At 52.8% G+C, this 15059-nt stretch carries 19 protein-coding genes and 1 pseudogene; 9 read left to right on the plus strand and 11 right to left on the minus strand.

Annotated elements, in window-relative coordinates; all coding sequences use genetic code 11:
• Positions 1-831: DUF4760 domain-containing protein (locus L1D47_RS18040; RefSeq protein ID WP_239886274.1), on the plus strand; the 831-nt coding region annotated here is incomplete at its 5' end.
• Between the two features lie 248 nt (positions 832-1079).
• Here L1D47_RS18040 and L1D47_RS18045 read toward each other — a convergent pair.
• Positions 1080-2129 carry a nuclease-related domain-containing protein gene (locus L1D47_RS18045; protein WP_239886275.1) on the minus strand — a complete coding sequence of 350 codons (1050 nt, stop codon included), beginning with the start codon at positions 2127-2129 and terminating at the stop codon, positions 1080-1082.
• A gap of 331 nt (positions 2130-2460) precedes the next feature.
• On the opposite strand from L1D47_RS18045, the gene L1D47_RS18050 reads away from it, so the two are divergent.
• From L1D47_RS18050 to L1D47_RS18060, 3 genes are all read left to right on the plus strand, one after another.
• A complete protein-coding gene (locus tag L1D47_RS18050; protein ID WP_239886276.1) occupies positions 2461-2865 on the plus strand; it encodes a glycine zipper family protein in 405 nt (134 codons plus the stop codon).
• A gap of 115 nt (positions 2866-2980) precedes the next feature.
• Complete coding sequence (locus tag L1D47_RS18055) at positions 2981-3136, plus strand: hypothetical protein (RefSeq protein WP_239886277.1); 156 nt, start codon at positions 2981-2983, stop codon at positions 3134-3136.
• A gap of 126 nt (positions 3137-3262) precedes the next feature.
• Positions 3263-3667: a hypothetical protein gene (locus L1D47_RS18060; protein WP_239886278.1), complete on the plus strand. Its 405-nt coding sequence runs from the start codon at positions 3263-3265 to the stop codon at positions 3665-3667.
• A 9-nt stretch (positions 3668-3676) separates the two neighbouring features.
• Here L1D47_RS18060 and L1D47_RS18065 read toward each other — a convergent pair whose 3' ends face one another.
• Positions 3677-4333 carry a Qnr family pentapeptide repeat protein gene (locus L1D47_RS18065; protein ID WP_239886279.1) on the minus strand — a complete coding sequence of 219 codons (657 nt, stop codon included), beginning with the start codon at positions 4331-4333 and terminating at the stop codon, positions 3677-3679.
• A gap of 384 nt (positions 4334-4717) precedes the next feature.
• On the opposite strand from L1D47_RS18065, the gene L1D47_RS18070 reads away from it, so the two are divergent.
• Both L1D47_RS18070 and L1D47_RS18075 read left to right on the plus strand, forming a co-directional pair.
• Complete coding sequence (locus L1D47_RS18070; protein ID WP_239886280.1) at positions 4718-5899, plus strand: BamA/TamA family outer membrane protein; 1182 nt, start codon at positions 4718-4720, stop codon at positions 5897-5899.
• 2 nt (positions 5900-5901) lie between these two features.
• On the plus strand, positions 5902-6717 hold the full coding sequence (locus L1D47_RS18075) for a hypothetical protein (RefSeq protein ID WP_239886281.1): 816 nt from the start codon (positions 5902-5904) through the stop codon (positions 6715-6717).
• A 56-nt stretch (positions 6718-6773) separates the two neighbouring features.
• Here L1D47_RS18075 and L1D47_RS18080 read toward each other — a convergent pair whose 3' ends face one another.
• The 6 genes and pseudogenes from L1D47_RS18080 to L1D47_RS18105 all read right to left on the minus strand — a co-directional run bounded on the left by L1D47_RS18080 (position 6774) and on the right by L1D47_RS18105 (position 10642).
• Positions 6774-8045, minus strand: a complete 1272-nt coding sequence (locus L1D47_RS18080) for a hypothetical protein (RefSeq protein WP_239886282.1) — start codon at positions 8043-8045, stop codon at positions 6774-6776.
• A gap of 46 nt (positions 8046-8091) precedes the next feature.
• A pseudogene (locus tag L1D47_RS18085) lies at positions 8092-8238 on the minus strand (excalibur calcium-binding domain-containing protein); the annotation flags it as partial.
• Positions 8234-8872, minus strand: coding sequence for a cold shock domain-containing protein (locus tag L1D47_RS18090; RefSeq protein WP_239886283.1), 639 nt, complete (start codon positions 8870-8872; stop codon positions 8234-8236). The gene L1D47_RS18090 and the pseudogene L1D47_RS18085, both read right to left, overlap by 5 nt.
• Before the next feature lie 105 nt (positions 8873-8977).
• A complete protein-coding gene (locus L1D47_RS18095) occupies positions 8978-9982 on the minus strand; it encodes a permease (RefSeq protein WP_239886284.1) in 1005 nt (334 codons plus the stop codon).
• A 27-nt stretch (positions 9983-10009) separates the two neighbouring features.
• On the minus strand, positions 10010-10258 hold the full coding sequence (locus L1D47_RS18100; protein WP_239886285.1) for a thioredoxin family protein: 249 nt from the start codon (positions 10256-10258) through the stop codon (positions 10010-10012).
• Positions 10259-10315: 57 nt separating this feature from the next.
• Entirely contained in the window at positions 10316-10642 is a 327-nt protein-coding gene (locus tag L1D47_RS18105) for a metalloregulator ArsR/SmtB family transcription factor (protein WP_239886286.1), read from the minus strand.
• 289 nt (positions 10643-10931) lie between these two features.
• Here L1D47_RS18105 and L1D47_RS18110 point away from each other — a divergent pair, with 289 nt between their 5' ends.
• From L1D47_RS18110 to L1D47_RS18115, 3 genes are all read left to right on the plus strand, one after another.
• On the plus strand, positions 10932-11162 hold the full coding sequence (locus L1D47_RS18110) for a hypothetical protein (protein WP_239886287.1): 231 nt from the start codon (positions 10932-10934) through the stop codon (positions 11160-11162).
• Between the two features lie 42 nt (positions 11163-11204).
• Positions 11205-11339: a hypothetical protein gene (locus L1D47_RS21195; protein ID WP_275661500.1), complete on the plus strand. Its 135-nt coding sequence runs from the start codon at positions 11205-11207 to the stop codon at positions 11337-11339.
• 111 nt (positions 11340-11450) lie between these two features.
• Positions 11451-13478 (plus strand): S9 family peptidase, encoded by a 2028-nt coding sequence (locus L1D47_RS18115; protein ID WP_239886288.1) that lies wholly within the window; start codon positions 11451-11453, stop codon positions 13476-13478.
• Between the two features lie 147 nt (positions 13479-13625).
• Here L1D47_RS18115 and L1D47_RS18120 read toward each other — a convergent pair whose 3' ends face one another.
• From L1D47_RS18120 to L1D47_RS18130, 3 genes are all read right to left on the minus strand, one after another.
• Positions 13626-13880 carry a DUF2999 family protein gene (locus L1D47_RS18120; RefSeq protein WP_239886289.1) on the minus strand — a complete coding sequence of 85 codons (255 nt, stop codon included), beginning with the start codon at positions 13878-13880 and terminating at the stop codon, positions 13626-13628.
• 145 nt (positions 13881-14025) lie between these two features.
• Complete coding sequence (locus L1D47_RS18125) at positions 14026-14484, minus strand: hypothetical protein (protein ID WP_239886290.1); 459 nt, start codon at positions 14482-14484, stop codon at positions 14026-14028.
• A gap of 335 nt (positions 14485-14819) precedes the next feature.
• A partial coding sequence (locus tag L1D47_RS18130) for an integrase core domain-containing protein (protein ID WP_239882331.1) occupies positions 14820-15059 on the minus strand: 240 nt, incomplete at its 5' end.

The raw sequence follows: 15059 nt of genomic DNA on the forward strand, positions 1-15059 counted from the left end.
AGTCTAGAGATTATTGATTGGTTAATCATATTATCGTTAGATGCTGCAGTAGTATTTATTTTATTCAATATAATCAAAGAGAAATACCCTGATACAGCTGAGTTCTTACCTGTATTTAGTGCTGTAAGTTTTATCATTACGATGTTAGCCTACGGAATCCTAAGGTATTTTCCTACTTTTCAGACTTCCCTTTCTGTGATGGTAACTGGAGTGATGATTGGCATGGGGTGGTGGATTCAATGCATAACTTCTGCCGCTAACATTAGAAGAACTCATACACTCAACATGATTATCAATACTCGAACAAGCCCTGAGTACCAGGCTCAGTTGCGAGCAAGTACTAGAATGTATAGAGGTATGAGGTTTGTGCCTGCTGAGTTGTCTGAGTGGAGATGCAATCCTGATAAAGAAGAATACAAAAATGCAAGTGTGCCTGATGATTATCGAGACGCTATCAATGGATTACTTTATGTATTGAATTATTTCGAATTTCTTGCTCAGGGAATAAAATTTAAAGACTTAGATGATTGTTTACTGAAAGAATGTTTTTCAAGTTTCTTGAAGGGGATAGAAAGGAGAGGCTTTCATATTATTCTTGAATCACAGAAACAGGATCCTGCGGCTTTTGAAGGAATCGTCTATCTTTCAAAACGTTGGAATGGTGAGTCTTTTGTCGAGAAACATAGATCAAATCCGAATACCGCTGAAGCGGGAATACAATATCCATCTAGCGACATTGTATTGAAAATAATGAGTGGTCAGCCTTTAGTAGAGGATACGAATGAGGAAGCTGTGAAGGCTATTGCAGAGGATGGTGCAAGCGCTGCTTAATAAAGACAAAGAAATAATGAAGCTTTCCTTCACATTGATTTCACCTGCAATGCCTTTTGTAAAGCGCGTATTAGACAAGAAGTTAGCAGAGTATAATAGGGATATCTACCACAGGAAAACCTAGCAATTCTAGGACTCTTCAAGTCCAAATAAATTAAGTGAAAGATGTTACACCTTTGGGGTAGAGTGTGGTTAGAGGCCTTCATTTTGCTAATACCTGTGTACGATATTTGATTTTTTCCGCAGGCCTAAATCACCCGCTGACTAAAGCTGCATTCTTGGCAGTTTAGTGTGTAGGTTTCTTGTCTTTTCTGTACTCGGGTATGCTTGCTTTGGCACTGGGGACAATCCTGTTTCATGGGTGTGTTTTTAGTGCACTGGTTGCAATGGATGTAGTATCCGTATTTACCATACATTGGCTGGTAATCGGCTGATTCACCGCAGTGTTTACAAAGCAGTTTTAGTTGTGGGGCTACATTATTCTGTGGAGCCTGATAAGGGGGATGGGGCTCTTGCAGTTGCATAACAGGTTGTGGTTTAGCAGCTTGTTGTAACGACTCAGAATCTATAACTATTTCGTCTTGCTCTATGGCTTTATGCGTCGAAACCAAAGGTTCGCTAGCTTCACACTGTGTCTGTGAGTGGTACTTGTCGATGTCATGACTTATCAAGAAATCAGCTACAGAATTAAGTTCATCTTGGCTAAAGTCGGGTCGGGTATCAGTGAAATTAACCAATCGTGTAAACTTGCCCTTGAGATTCATTATCTCGTTGAGCTTATCGACTAGAAATTCGGTTTTCACCAGCTTTTCTGAGATCTGCTTAGGCATGGTGTCGCGGTTAATTATTGCATCGCTGGATACTGCGCAAAGGTGATCCCATTCTCGCAGTCTAAAGCCCTGTTGTTTGAAGCCCAGTAGTTTGCCGAGAATCTCACTTCTGTAATGCGACAATAGTTGCAGCAAAAGCGCCTGTTGTAGCTCGACTTGTTTGATTGGGGAGGCCATACCAAACCAATTTCCCTGATGGCTGCGAGTCCACTCTCCCTGTTGATTAACCTTAACCTGACCCTTGATGCTCTTTGACTCGATTAATATAAAACCGTAGGTGTAGACGATCAGGTGGTCTATCTGTGCCGTTTCATCGTTAAAACTGAACTTGAAGTCGTTGATGACCAACACTTGAGGATGGTCTTTGAAGGCGCGGCGTAGAAAGAAAGCAACGTCCTGTTCTTGCTTTTGTCCTGCATAGGCTTGCGGGGATTGTACTGCTTGAAGTGATTTGTTCTTTAGAATCATTTATCAATCGCATCCATTCACTGCTCAATCATGAGCAAACTGATAATGGCCAAGTGTATCTGATTTCATACTGGTGACAAAGTGCAGAAATATGAGCAAAGTTTGCTTTCTACCTGCTTGGTTTTCCTTTGCTTCAACCAATCTTGACGTCCTGTTTTCAGATAATTGGCTCTCATGGGGCTGTCGACATGCAGGGATGTTTGACTAGCTGGCGAGGATTTGCTCGCTAGGCTGCGCCTGTATTGGAAGGGTTTCATCCTTCAAGTGGGATTAGTGGGTTGTCAGTTCCTGGCTTAAAGTGCGGCTAACTTTTTATGTTAGGACGGTAACGATGAAATTGATTCTCCCCAAGTTAATGATGCTAGGTGCCCTTGCGCCCTTGATGGTCTGTGCCAATGTGATTGTCGATACAAAAGATGTCGACCAGACTCAGTATCACGCCGATCTGTATGAGTGTCAGACGCTTAGCCAGCAGGTTCAGAAACAGCAGGGTAATTCGGCGGGGCGTGACATGGTAGGCAGCGCCGCACGAGGGGCGGTCATAGGTGCGGCGGGCAGTGCTATCGCGGGTGGTAGCGGCTCTAATGGAGCAAAAGTCGGTGCGGGCATCGGCTTGGTTTCTGGCGCGCTGAAGCACAGGACCGAGAAGCAGCATGACGGCAAGGCTTATGAGCTTGAAAAAGACAATGTGATGAAGAAATGCATGGCCAATCGTGGCTACACAGTGCTGAACTAGTTAATTTATTGCAGGGGCAACGCGACAGCGTTTGCCCTCGTCATCTCTTCGGGCGCTTTTCACCGAGTACTTGGTTTTCTTCTTTGCCACAGCCTGTTCGGAGTCGGATATTCCCATGGCTCGCAGCAAGAGGTTGGCGACCCTGCTGGATAGGCAAACCCTACAGCAGGCGCAGGCGCAGGCGTCGGCCAGAGCAACCGCCCACCGAATTCAAACACCTCGCATGCTCGCCATGCTGCATAATCTTAAGCACCTGCGCAGTGCCGCCTAGCTGTTTGTCACAAAATAGCTATCTGTTGAAAATTAAATAGTTAACCCTTTTAAGATTGGCCTCAGCTTACTTAGGTAACATGGCGACTATTTAGTTTTTGGATGAGTAATCAAGGGAGCGAGCATCATGGGAGAGCGGCATTTAAACGGGACTAAGCGTGGGCCTTGGATGGCGATCGGGGTGAGCCTGGCCGTGGTGGGGCTGATCGCGCTGCTGATCATGATGATGCCCAAGGGCTTTAAGGCGACCCATGAGGAGGTAGGTCAGGGGACACCGGCGCTGGTGTTTGTCTACGACCCTAACCTGGCGGTGAGTCATACCCAGACAGAGCAGATGAACGAGGCGCGTGGTCATCTGGGCGATAACCTGGTGTTCTTACTGGCCAGAGTCGGCACCCCAGAGGGCGACCAATTGATTGCTAAATACCGGGCGGGAACCGCCGAACTGCTGCTGTTCGACGGCTCGGGCAAACTGATTAAGCGCCAGCTCGGTGGGCTAGACGCCAATCAGCTAATGCGCTGGGTACGCTAATTCTAGCGATTAGCCAGGCATCACGACTATCCCTAGCGGCTCTAGTAATTGCTCAGTCTGCCAGGCACAGATCTTCACGCCTTCCAAGTCGACACTTCTGATGTCGAGCCCCTCGAGCTCGGCATGGGTGAGGTCACACCCGCGTATGTTCAAGTTCTGCCAGCAATCTTGAGAGAAGCTGCCGCGACTAAGATCCGAGCCCATCAACGAGGCCCCGTTAAGATTGGCGCTGCGCCAGTTGTTTTCAAATAGTTCGCACTTTTCCAGGCATTGGTCGCTCAAGTTGGCGTAGGCGAGGTTGCAGCCCGTGATGTAGGCGGAGCAGAAGTACACTGTATGACTGATCTGGTTGTAAAATCGGCTGCGGGAAAAGTTGGCGCCCTTAAGATCGCACTCTCTGAATTCGATGCCAAAACAGTTGGCACCGGCAAAATTGGCCAGAGAGAGTCGGCAAGCCTTAAAGCTCGCATCACGCAGGTCGGCGAAGTTAAAGTGACAGCCTTCTATGGCGCCGGGCTCGATGAAATGACACGCTTCGAAGCTGGCATCTCGCAGGTTGGCGTGACGAAAATCGCACTGGTAGAAGTGGCAACGTCGAAAACGGCGGTAGCTCAAATCTTGGCGCGAAAAGTCCTGCTGCGTAAAAACTTTGTCGATAAGATCCATACTTACTCCTCAAATAAACCGCCTGCACCTTAGCACTCAGATGCGCAATTTTCACCAAAAACAAACCCTTTAAAATCAGCGTTTTAAAATATGCTCAAATCGCGATGCTAAGGGGGCTAAACGGCTCCGTAAGCCACGTTTGACATGAACGGGTGGTGAAAAAAGTTTTTAGCCTTAGCGCGTTTGATTAATTTCGGCTCAATCGCGGCACTTTAGTTGAGCCATTGGCGGCATGTTTGAACATTTGTTAATCGAAAAAGTCGTTGTTGAACGGCGCTGGGGTGGTAAAATGCCGCTCGGCTTCGGTGCGGCCGTGGTCTAACTTGGGGTCATCTCGCGAGTGCCGAGCTTATTTCTCTTTTTCCATTACTGATTCGAGTGTCTATGAAACGGATTTTATGTTTGTCCCTGCTGGCCTGTTCTAACTTAGCGTTTTCTAACCTGGCGTTTGCCGTCGACCCCCTGATTGAAACCCCCAAAGATATGCCGCCGACCTGGGTGGATGAGATCCTCGATGTGTTTGGCGCCGACGGTGAGTTTGACGACAGCAAGACCATAGACATGAGCTATCTGCCGACTGCCTATTACACGCCGGAGAAGAAGTTCGGCGTGGGCCTGCTGATGGTGGGCCTGTATAAGACAGACGGCGCGGCGCCCGAGGAGCAGCCTTCCTCATTGGTGCTTAACTCCTTCGTGTCGATGAACAACTCCTACGGCGTCGAAGTGGAGAACATGACCTTCTTCAACGGCGGCAAGCAGCGTCTGCTGCTGGGCCTGGAGCTGCACAACGAGGCGTCTGTCTATTACGGACGCGGCATAGCAGATGGCAATATCGACAGCAATCATCATGAGTTCGACGAGCAGCTCTACAGCTTTACGCCGCGCTGGATGACTCAGCTGGCCGACAACTATTTTGTCGGCGTGGGCGCCGACTTTACCTACGCCAGTGCCGACAAGTTCACTCGGGTGGAGGGCGATCTGCCTCTGCCATCCGATGGCATACTGCCCGATAACCTGAGTTCGGGTCTGGTGGTGACCAGCATCTACGACTCGCGAGACTATCGCCTCAATGCCACTCAGGGTTGGCTGTTGCAGCTTGATGCGGGTCTGTATCAAAACAGCGAGTACGACAGCTTTGCCAAGTACGATCTCGAGTTGGCCAACTATATCGATCTCAGCACCACCTCTTTGCTGAGCGGCATGCCGGGTCTGATTGCCTGGCAGGTGCAGGGTCACTTCACCAGTGGTGACGTGCCCTGGAACATGCTGCCGGATCTCGGTGGCTCAAGCGCCATGCGCGGCTACATCAAGGGACGTTACCGTGACAAGCAGATGATGATGGGGCAGGTAGAATATCGTCTGCCTATCTTCCAGCGCTATGGCATGGTGTTCTGGGGCGGTGTGGGCAGCGTGGCCGGCAAGGTGAGCGAGCTCAACGACGAGCTGTTGACCACTTACGGCACGGGCTTCCGTTTTAAGCTCAAAGACAAGATCAACCTGCGTCTGGATATTGGTGTCGGCGAGAACGAGACCAACTTCTACCTCAACGTCAACGAAGTCTTCTAGTGATGACTGTGTCGCTCGCTTTGCCTGCCAGATTCTGTGTTAACACCAAGCTTGTGCTGGTTGCGTCTGCCGTTTTTGCGGTCCTGGCGACTAGCCAGGGCGCGAAGGCGGGCGAGGTAGAGCCTGGTGATAGCCAAAAGCAGGCTTTTATCGATGCATCCCTCAAGGAAAAGCTGCAGTGTACGCGCCGCTTGGATTACGATATCTATCTGAGCGGCATACACACGGGCACCATGAGCCGCACCGAGCAGTGGCAGGGCAAAAGCGCCGTGGTGACCTCAGACAGTGAGGCCAGCATCTTAGGCATAGGCACCCGCTACAGGCAGAGAGCCGAGTTAACCTGGTCAGAGGCCACAGAGGAGTGGATCACCCAGGCGTTTCATCAGCAGGTGAGCGGCTTTCGCGCCCGCGACATGCAGGTAGAGTTTAGCGACAATGGCCGCGCCTCTCGGGTGACACTGGATGGTGAGGTGACCGACTATCGCTCAGCGGAGAAGGCGCTGCGCGATGTGGATACCCTGGCGATCGAGATGCGGCGCTTGCTGTTAAAGGGGCGGCACCAGTTTGCCCTGGTTCGCCAGGCCTCAGATGCCATGGAGCCTTATCAATTCTACGTAAAATCCCCTCAGCCTTCACAGCAGACCCCCTGGGGTAAGCTGACCTTAGTGCCGGTGGAGCAGACAGGCGCCGAAGAGGTGACCTACTACTTCGCTCCCGAGCTGGATTATCAGCTCATCAAGGCGCGCTATCACGGCATCCTGCTACAGGGGCTTATCGAGCTCAATCACTACAGCTCAAGTTGCGACTCAGCCTCATAGGGCCGAGCCGCAACGCTGATTTGGGTAAGGCTTTAATGCCCTTATTTAGCCCTGATTTAACCCCGGTTATAGTGGCTAATGGGCAGCTGGCTGACGCTGTCGAGTCGCCAGGCGCCCTTCTCATACACAAAGCTGACGCTGTGCAGCGCATCCTTAAACTCATAGCGTTTATTCGAGGCCGGCAGGGCATGGTTAAACTCTATCTGAATGTGTTGATAGCCATCTGTGAGTGACATCTTACCCAGATGTTGTGGCAGGTCGATAAGGCGGCTCAGCGCCTTGTCTAATTCGCGATCTTTTATCGGCAGTTGCTGCTTAAACTGCTCGCTAAACAGCGCCGAGAAGGCCTGCTTGTCCTTGCTGTGGGTATAGGCGGCAACAGTCCAGTCGGCCAACAAGAGGTCGAAGGCCTTATCGGCCAGGGTCAGTGAGGCGACGGGCGTCTTGTTGTCGTTGCTAAGGTAGTTGTTAAGCGTCTCCTCGGCTGTTTTTATCGCGTTCTCAAGCAGCTGGGCTACCTTTGCTGCCGCCGGATCTTGGCTGGCCTTGAGCTCGCCGCTGACCCTGTCGACCGCCTCTACTCGTTCTTGCCAGCTGTTGAAGCCCTTCATCACCCCTTGTAGCGAGGCCATATGTTGCTTCATCACCTCGGCGACGGCCTTGTCTTGTTTGCGCGCCTCTCTGGCCTCGGCGCCCACAGTGTCACTAAAGGTGCTGTTGAGTATGGTGTTGGGCGAGTCGAAGTAGAGCCCGGCACCGCTGTAGGGATCGACCCAGAGATCGCTGGTATCGACTGGCGCCATGGATTTGGGCTGCATATCACCATAGTAGAGCTGGGCTATCTCGGCCTTATGCTGGCTAACGAAGGAACCGATCGCCTTGCGATCGCTGGCCGGCAGTTGTTGATACTGGCTTGCCAGTTGCTGCAATTTGTCTGAGTGCAGCACCCTTTGACTGGCATAGTAGCCACAGCGCAGGTTACAGGCTTGCTTGGTCAGGCTGGAGGCGGGGCCTAAGGTGATCGCCTTGCTCTGCACAAACACCTCGGCGGTATATATGCCTCTGGGGATGGCGCCACTCTTGTCCATCAGGTAGATGGTATTGTTGGGGCTATGGCGGCCGACGACCTCAAGATCTTGCTTGCTGGCGCACAGGGAATAGTCCCGGCTGGTGACCGGCAGTTCCTTGTTGTAGGTGGAGACGACCAGCTTATCTAGGCTAATCCCTTCGGGCACAGTACCTGTGATGGTGAGATCGCACTGCTGAGCGTTGACGTTGAGGGCCAGGCCACCCAGGGCCAGACCGAGAAATACCAATCCTTGTTTCATGAAGCTTCCTTGTCGTTGTAGCTGTTAATTGATTTAGGGTGTTCCTTTAGCCGCACCACTGTTTTTCACAGGGGACACCGTCATGGTTGCCGTCCATCTTAGTATCTGGGCAATTGTTGATATAGAAGATGGCCTCCTCGCAGGAGCGCATATGACTGCAATGTGTCTTACCTGCCTCACAGCGAAACTTAGGGAAGGTGCGAATAAGTCCCGTACTTGCTCTGCGTGTGCTTAAAGTGGATAGATGCAAGGCACAGTTTGCAGCGAATGGCCCTAGTCCTTCGCAAGAACTGTAACGCAGCAAATACCGCTGTAAGCCTCGCCCTGCGGGGCTTTGATAGCAACACCATTTCGGCGTTATTCAACTTCAGCAGGCCTCGGCATGCCCTCAGTTGAATGCCTTGAACTGTCGCTGCTATCAAAGCCAGAGCTGTGCGGAGTGCCTGATACTGTTTAATGGCGAAGCTGCCGATACTTACCAGTATGATAATGAAGATCATCCGCTGTAGGCGTGAGCCGGAGCGACGATGGGAATAGTGTGACGTGGGCGTATGGTCTTTACATTGGGAGCGAGTCGGTTTATTCGCGAGGCCGGAGGTTACGCCCGATATGACGGCGACGCCCTCGATGCTGGCTTTTGTCGCCTTTATCTTGCCATCGCTCTGTTGCTGGCTTTGATAGACTATCTCGTCGCCCACCACAGGCTTTCTGGCCATCTGTTTCAGGGCGGAGATATGGATAAACACATCTTGGGCATTGGGCGTATTTGGCTTGATAAAGCCAAAGCCTCTATCGTCGTTCCAGCGAACCAGTGTGCCTCTTTCCATGGCGAAGGTTGTCCTTTCTTTGAATTGTTTTGCTATCTATTCAGTCGCTAAGCAATGCTTTTCACTCAGCTTTTTATCTATGCTATCGCGAATGCTCCCGTTTTGTCATCCGCTAATGGTGACCAGATTCAGTATCCAGCCCATCAGGGTGAAGGCAACTAGCAGCAGGCCAAACAGCATGGCGAGTAAGCGCCAGCGCATCACCTGCTTGAGCATGACGAACTCGGGAAAGCTGGCGGCGACTGTGCTCATGCAAAAGGCCAGGGTAGTGCCCAGGGGGACGCCCTGCATCAACAGGCTCTCCAGTACGGGGATAACGCCGGTGGCGTTGGCGTACAAGGGGATGCCCATCAACACGGCGACAGGGACTGACCACCACTGGCCGTCGCCTAAATTGGCCTCCAGGAAACCGGCGGGCACGAAGCCGTGCAGGGCCGCGCCCAGGCCAACGCCTATGATGACCCATTTCCACACCCGGCCGAAGATGGTGAGTGTCTCCTCCTTGGCAAACTGGTGACGCTGGCGCCAGCTCATGCCTGGCGGATTCATGGGCGATGAGTGAGCCGCGGCAGTTTGCGCCTGAGAAACGCCGCGTTGGTAGGCGTTGGCGGCCAGTGGTTGTAGCCAACGCTCGGCATGTAGCAGATCCAGCAGGGCGCCACCTAGCATGCCTATGGTGATGCCGGTGAGGGCATAGAGTAGGGTAATCTTGGCGCCGAGCAGGCTAAACAGCAGCAGGATGGCGACCTCGTTGATCAGCGGCGAGGTGAGCAGAAACGCCATGGTGATCCCCACGGGAATGCCCGCCGTGGTAAAGCCGAGAAACACAGGAATGCTGGAGCAGGAGCAGAAGGGAGTGATGGCACCAAAGCCCGCGCCCAGGCCATAACCCAGCAGCTTAGGCTTACCTGCCAGATAGTCGCGCACCCGCTCGACGTTGAGCGCCGCCCGTAGCCAGCCAATCAGGTAGATCATTATCAGGAGCAGGGCGAAGATCTTACTGGTGTCTTCGACAAAGAAGTGCAGGGCCTGACCCCAGGCGCTCTGACTGGAGAGGCCGATGAGATCAACGACCAGCAAGTCGGCGAGTTGGGTAAACCAGACTAACATGGGCCCTCCCTTGAGATGACTGTGGGGTTATTGCACCTTGTGGATCTTGGTTAGCAGCTGGGCAAGTTCTTCGTCGCTGGGCAGGCGTCCGGCGGCCAGCACCTCGCCGTCGATCACTATGGCCGGGGTCGACATGACGCCATAGGCGGCGATCTGGCCGATATCGGTGACCTTGCTCAGTTCTATCTCCAGGTTCAGCTCGTCTGCGATCCTGGCGATATCATTGGCGAGGTTGGTGCAGCGTTTACAGCCACTGCCGAGTACTTCTATTTTCATCTGTTTCCCCTTATCTAACGGATTGAATTTATTCTGCTACGGTCTCTTTCATTGGTGCTATCTGCCGCAGCAACTGCCGGGTGTTTGTGCCTCGAGTGCGGTCTCAATACAGGTCAGCATGCTGAGCAGACAAGGCGTCTCCAGGCGATAGTAGATCTGCTTGCCCTCGCGACGGCTGGCGACGATACCGGCTTGCCTAAGCAGTGACAGGTGTTTGGAGACGGTGGAGATGTCGGCATCCACGCCGTCGGTGAGCTCGCAGACACAGCGCTCCTGCTGTTCCAGCTGCTCAACCAGCCAGAGGCGGGTCGGATGGGCCAGAGCCTTGAGTACCGCGGCGCGGCTGTTGAGGCGCTGCTGGGCCTGGGTCATGACTGGTTTCATGGTGCGCCTTAAAAAGTGTTGGCCTCATTTGGCATAATAGCCAAATGTTTTGTTGGCGAGTAACCTTTTATCAAGGGTTTAGCTCGGGTTTAGTTCGGGTTTGTGATGCAGGTGTCATCTAGCGGACGCTTTGTGAGCCTGGGCTGATTTGCAATGAATGGGATTCGCCTATGCAGTTTATGCAACTCTGGCGAGTCCACATGGCAAGCTGTATTTAGAGTGTGGTGAAAATTTGTACTTAGGTTGCTTGGTGCTAGAGTGAGTAAATCGCTCATCGAAAGGAGCTAAGATGAAGACACCGAAAATATCCCCTAGATTACCGCTGGCCCTGCTACTGGGATTGGGGCTGTTTAGCGGCCAGGTTTCCGCCAGCAATGGTTTTAACAGTGAGGCGAGCCATGCCGCCGGCGGCGCCGTGATGGCCGGGGCGCTGGTGTGGGCATCCGATGCCTGGACACTTCAGTATGACAGAGCCTGGGTGGGATTCTCCGTGAGCGCCGCCATCGGCATCCTGGTGTAATATCATGAGTATGACAAGGGCACCAACACCGCCAGCGACGCCTTGCTCGACGCGGCGTCTCATACCCTGGGCGCCGCCATCGGCGCCTATGTCACCGACGGTTATCTGCTTAGCCCAGTGGTCAAGCCCGAGCACGGTGGCAGTTATGTGGGCGTGGATCTCTCTTTTCGTTTTTAGCGCCAGCCGCTACTGAATTCTGGCTGAGTTTAAAGGATTAAGTTTGGTTTAAGTCTTAGGGCCGATCATGTCGGCCAAATCACAATAACAACAAGTTGAAGGAGAGGACGCGTGAAGAAGATAGCCATACTCTTGCTGTGCATCTTGATGCCGGTAACGACGGTTTTTGCCCAGACGGGCAAGCCTCTGTCGGTAGAGGTGCTGTGGCAGCTCAGCCGAATAGGTAATCCCAGCATTTCCCCCAATGGCGATTACATTATCGCCCCAGTGACAGAGTACGATGTGCCCGCAGACAAGGGCAACACCCAGCTGTGGCTGTTTAGCAAGGACGGCAAGCAGCAGCGGGCGCTGACTGCCAAGGGGCTGCGGGTGAGCGAGCCGGTATTCTCGCCAGACAGCAAGACCCTGGCCTTTATCAGCAAGCGCGATAAGGATGAGGCGGGTCAGATCTATCTGCTGCCTATGGACGGCCCGGGCGAGGCGCAGCGTCTGACCGAGGTGCCTAGCGGCGTCTATGGCCTGAAGTGGGTGGGCGAGCACCTCTATTTCATCAGCTCTGTCTATCCCGGTAAAAACTGGAAAGAGATCGGCGAGCAGCTAAAGGCCGACAAGGACAACAAGGTGTCGGCCCACCAGTGGAACGCCCTGCCTTATTCGAGCTTCGATCACTGGATCGATGAAGGCCGTCAGGCCCATGTATTCCGTATCTCTGCCAAGGGCGGCGAGGTAGAAGCTATCACTCAGCCGCTGAATATCGAGCTGCCGCGCTCCTCTCAAGGCGCGGGCAGCTATGACATCAGCCCAGATGAAGCCTGGATCGCCTTCAACGCCAACGGCAGCGACAATCAGGTCAATCCTAAGATAGATATCTTCCTCGCAGCCATCGGCAGCGGCAAGGCGGAAAACATTACCCCAGACAATCAGGCGCCAGACAGCAACCCAGCGTTCAGCCCCAACGGCAAGACGCTGGCCTTCACCCGCCAGCATATTAAGGGCTTCTATGCCGATACCGCCAAGCTGATGCTGTTTGATCTGAAAAAGCGCAGCACTAAGATGCTCGCCAAGAACTGGGATCGCTCAGTGGCTCGCTTCGAGTGGACCCCAGACAGTAAGGGCTTCTATGCTGCCATCGACGATGCGGCCACCCGACGCCTGTATCATATCGATGGCAAAAACGGCAAGGTGAAGGCGATCACCAAGGCGACCAACTTTGGCAAGCCCGCTATTGCTCAAGATGGCACCCTGGTGGCGGCCAACGACAGCTTCCTCTATCCGGCGCGCCTGGTGAAGGTTAACGCCAGAAATGGCAAGACCACTCGCCTGGATAGCTTTAACGATGAGGTCCTTGCCGATGTCGATCTCGGCACCTATGAGTCGGTGACCTACAAGGGTTATAACGACCAAGAGATTCAGATGTGGGTGCACTATCCACCAGGGTTTGATCGCAGCAAGAAATACCCCTTGATGATGCTGGTGCATGGCGGACCGCATAACGCCATCTCGGACGGTTTCCATTATCGCTGGAACGCCCAGACCTTTGCCTCCTGGGGCTACGTGACCGCCTGGCCTAACTTCCACGGCTCCAACAGCTTCGGCCAGGAGTTTGCCGACAGCATCAACCCTGACTGGAAGAACAAGTCGCTGGAAGATGTCCTCAAGGCGGCGGACTGGTTTAAGCAGCAATCCTGGATCGATGACAAGCGCATGGTGGCCGGTGGTGCCAGCTATGGTGGTTACCTGACCTCTATCATCCTGGGGCAGAAGCATCCCTTCAACGCCCTGCTGATCCACGCCGCTGTGTATAACATGTACTCGCAGATGGCGGCAGACTTCTCGGTACACAGCCCCCGCTTTGGCAACTACTGGGATAACCCAGAGATCTACCAGTCTATTTCGCCTCACTATGGCGCGGTTAACTTCAACACGCCGACCCTGGTGATCCACGGTCAGCTGGATTATCGCGTGCCGGTCGGTCAGGGCTTCGAGCTATTCAGAACCCTGCAGACCCGTGGCGTAGAGTCGCGCATGATCTACTTCCCAGACGAGAATCACTGGATCATGAAGCCCAATAACTCCATCTACTGGTATAACCAAGTGAAAGGTTGGATGACCCGCTTCGCCGAGCCGGGTGGCCAGTAAGCGACTGATTGCTTGGGTGAATAGTTGAATTAGGTGAATAGTTGAATTAGGCGAATAGATGAATCCTATCGCCTAGCACTAAAGAAAAAGGCTGCCTCGCATAACGGGGCAGCCTTTCTTGTATCGCAGCATATCGCAACAGATATGTTAGGGCTTTTGCAGTTGCGCCTTGGCCGCCTCGACCTTGGCGAAATCCAGCCCGAGCTCGGTGACCGCCTCTTTGATAAGGGCCGGGTTTTGCATCACCAGCGCCATCAGTTGCTGTAGCTTTTCAGGGGCGATCCCCAGTTGGCCTACGGTGCCCATGGCCATCAATGGGTTTTCGGTCAAGGTCTGAAACAGCTCCTGGATCTGAGCGTCGCTGACATTGTGTTCTTTTAAGATCGCAATAATCGGGTTCATTGCACTACCTTGTCTCGGTTGAAAGTAAAACAGGCCGCTAGTCTAGCATCCTCGTCGACTAGCTCAAGCCATAGTCTTGCACCAGGGCACATAGGCCCTCTCTTGGCGAGCATGCCAGCCGAGCCGGTTGCTGTTGAAGACTCGCTTACAGGAGCGGGTCGCCTGACTTGCTTTCTACCTTGCCGATCACCTCGATATCGCTCAGGGTCGAGAGTATGCCCCACTGCTGAATGGTCATCATATCCTTTACCTCCTGGGCCTTGAAGCTCAGGCGCAGGCCGTCCTTGCGATACTCCTCGGGTAAGTTTTGCGGCAGTATGTGGCGGCCATCGTCGGCGACTATGCCCCAGAAACCGCCTTCGAGATTGAAATATCGAACCGTGCCCTGTGTCATGGTGATCGCCTTCTCCAGTGATTCGCTCTTCTCGTTTGATAAGCCATTGGGGACAGCTGTTAGCTCTTCCTTGCTAGGCAGCTTGGCCTTAGGGGCTGCTTGCTCTGCTGCCTGCTCGGTTGGTTGAGCGGGAGCCTCTTGCTCCTGATTACAGGCGCTCAGGGCGAATGCGGCAAGCAGGGGAAGTGACATCTTGGTTACTAAATTCACGGAATGATTCCTCTCTTTCGAAATGGACAATCGGTACTGTAACAGAACCCCCTAGGGCCTGTTGATCTTTCAAGTTTAATTTTTGTTCAATCTAAACGCATTTTGCGCGAGGCGAGAGCCATGAAGCATAGTTATTCTATGTGAATGGCGAACAACAAAGTGCAGCGCGCGTTTAGATGAACCCTTTGGGCAGCGTTTGTAGGCCATTTCTACGGCGTTATCGCCAGTTTGTGTAGGATACTACACGATACAGGCTCTGCCTTGTATAAATCACCTTCAAACTGCTGCAAAAACAAACGGCAAAGATCAACAGGCCCTAAGGCCAGTTGTAGTGGTCAACTAAAATTGGCCACGGTTTTGTATTCAAGCCAGTATCTTCGCTCTGACTCATTGGGTGTCAGCCCACCGTTATATTGATGTGGTCTCAGCTGACTGTAATACCCCGTCACATATCGCGAAATTTCACTCTTAGCCTCACCGATATCCCGATAGCCGGTCATCGGTATCCATTCTGTTTTTAAGCTTCTAAAGAAGCGCTCCATCGGGCTGTTGTCCCAGCAGTTTCCTCGTCGACT

Source organism: Shewanella sp. Isolate7 (assembly GCF_022398425.1).
Lineage (GTDB): Bacteria > Pseudomonadota > Gammaproteobacteria > Enterobacterales > Shewanellaceae > Shewanella.

Bases quoted from the DNA above. Each gene is read 5' to 3' on its own strand.
- L1D47_RS18110 (WP_239886287.1), top strand. From the start codon at position 10,932: ATGAAGACACCGAAAATATCCCCTAGATTACCGCTGGCCCTGCTACTG.
- L1D47_RS18070 (WP_239886280.1), top strand. From the start codon at position 4,718: ATGAAACGGATTTTATGTTTGTCCCTGCTGGCCTGTTCTAACTTAGCG.
- L1D47_RS18105 (WP_239886286.1), bottom strand. From the start codon at position 10,642: ATGAAACCAGTCATGACCCAGGCCCAGCAGCGCCTCAACAGCCGCGCC.
- L1D47_RS18050 (WP_239886276.1), top strand. From the start codon at position 2,461: ATGAAATTGATTCTCCCCAAGTTAATGATGCTAGGTGCCCTTGCGCCC.
- L1D47_RS18055 (WP_239886277.1), top strand. From the start codon at position 2,981: ATGGCTCGCAGCAAGAGGTTGGCGACCCTGCTGGATAGGCAAACCCTA.
- L1D47_RS18080 (WP_239886282.1), bottom strand. From the start codon at position 8,045: ATGAAACAAGGATTGGTATTTCTCGGTCTGGCCCTGGGTGGCCTGGCC.
- L1D47_RS18075 (WP_239886281.1), top strand. From the start codon at position 5,902: ATGACTGTGTCGCTCGCTTTGCCTGCCAGATTCTGTGTTAACACCAAG.
- L1D47_RS18095 (WP_239886284.1), bottom strand. From the start codon at position 9,982: ATGTTAGTCTGGTTTACCCAACTCGCCGACTTGCTGGTCGTTGATCTC.
- L1D47_RS18090 (WP_239886283.1), bottom strand. From the start codon at position 8,872: ATGGAAAGAGGCACACTGGTTCGCTGGAACGACGATAGAGGCTTTGGC.
- L1D47_RS18120 (WP_239886289.1), bottom strand. From the start codon at position 13,880: ATGAACCCGATTATTGCGATCTTAAAAGAACACAATGTCAGCGACGCT.
- L1D47_RS18045 (WP_239886275.1), bottom strand. From the start codon at position 2,129: ATGATTCTAAAGAACAAATCACTTCAAGCAGTACAATCCCCGCAAGCC.
- L1D47_RS18100 (WP_239886285.1), bottom strand. From the start codon at position 10,258: ATGAAAATAGAAGTACTCGGCAGTGGCTGTAAACGCTGCACCAACCTC.
- L1D47_RS18060 (WP_239886278.1), top strand. From the start codon at position 3,263: ATGGGAGAGCGGCATTTAAACGGGACTAAGCGTGGGCCTTGGATGGCG.
- L1D47_RS18065 (WP_239886279.1), bottom strand. From the start codon at position 4,333: ATGGATCTTATCGACAAAGTTTTTACGCAGCAGGACTTTTCGCGCCAA.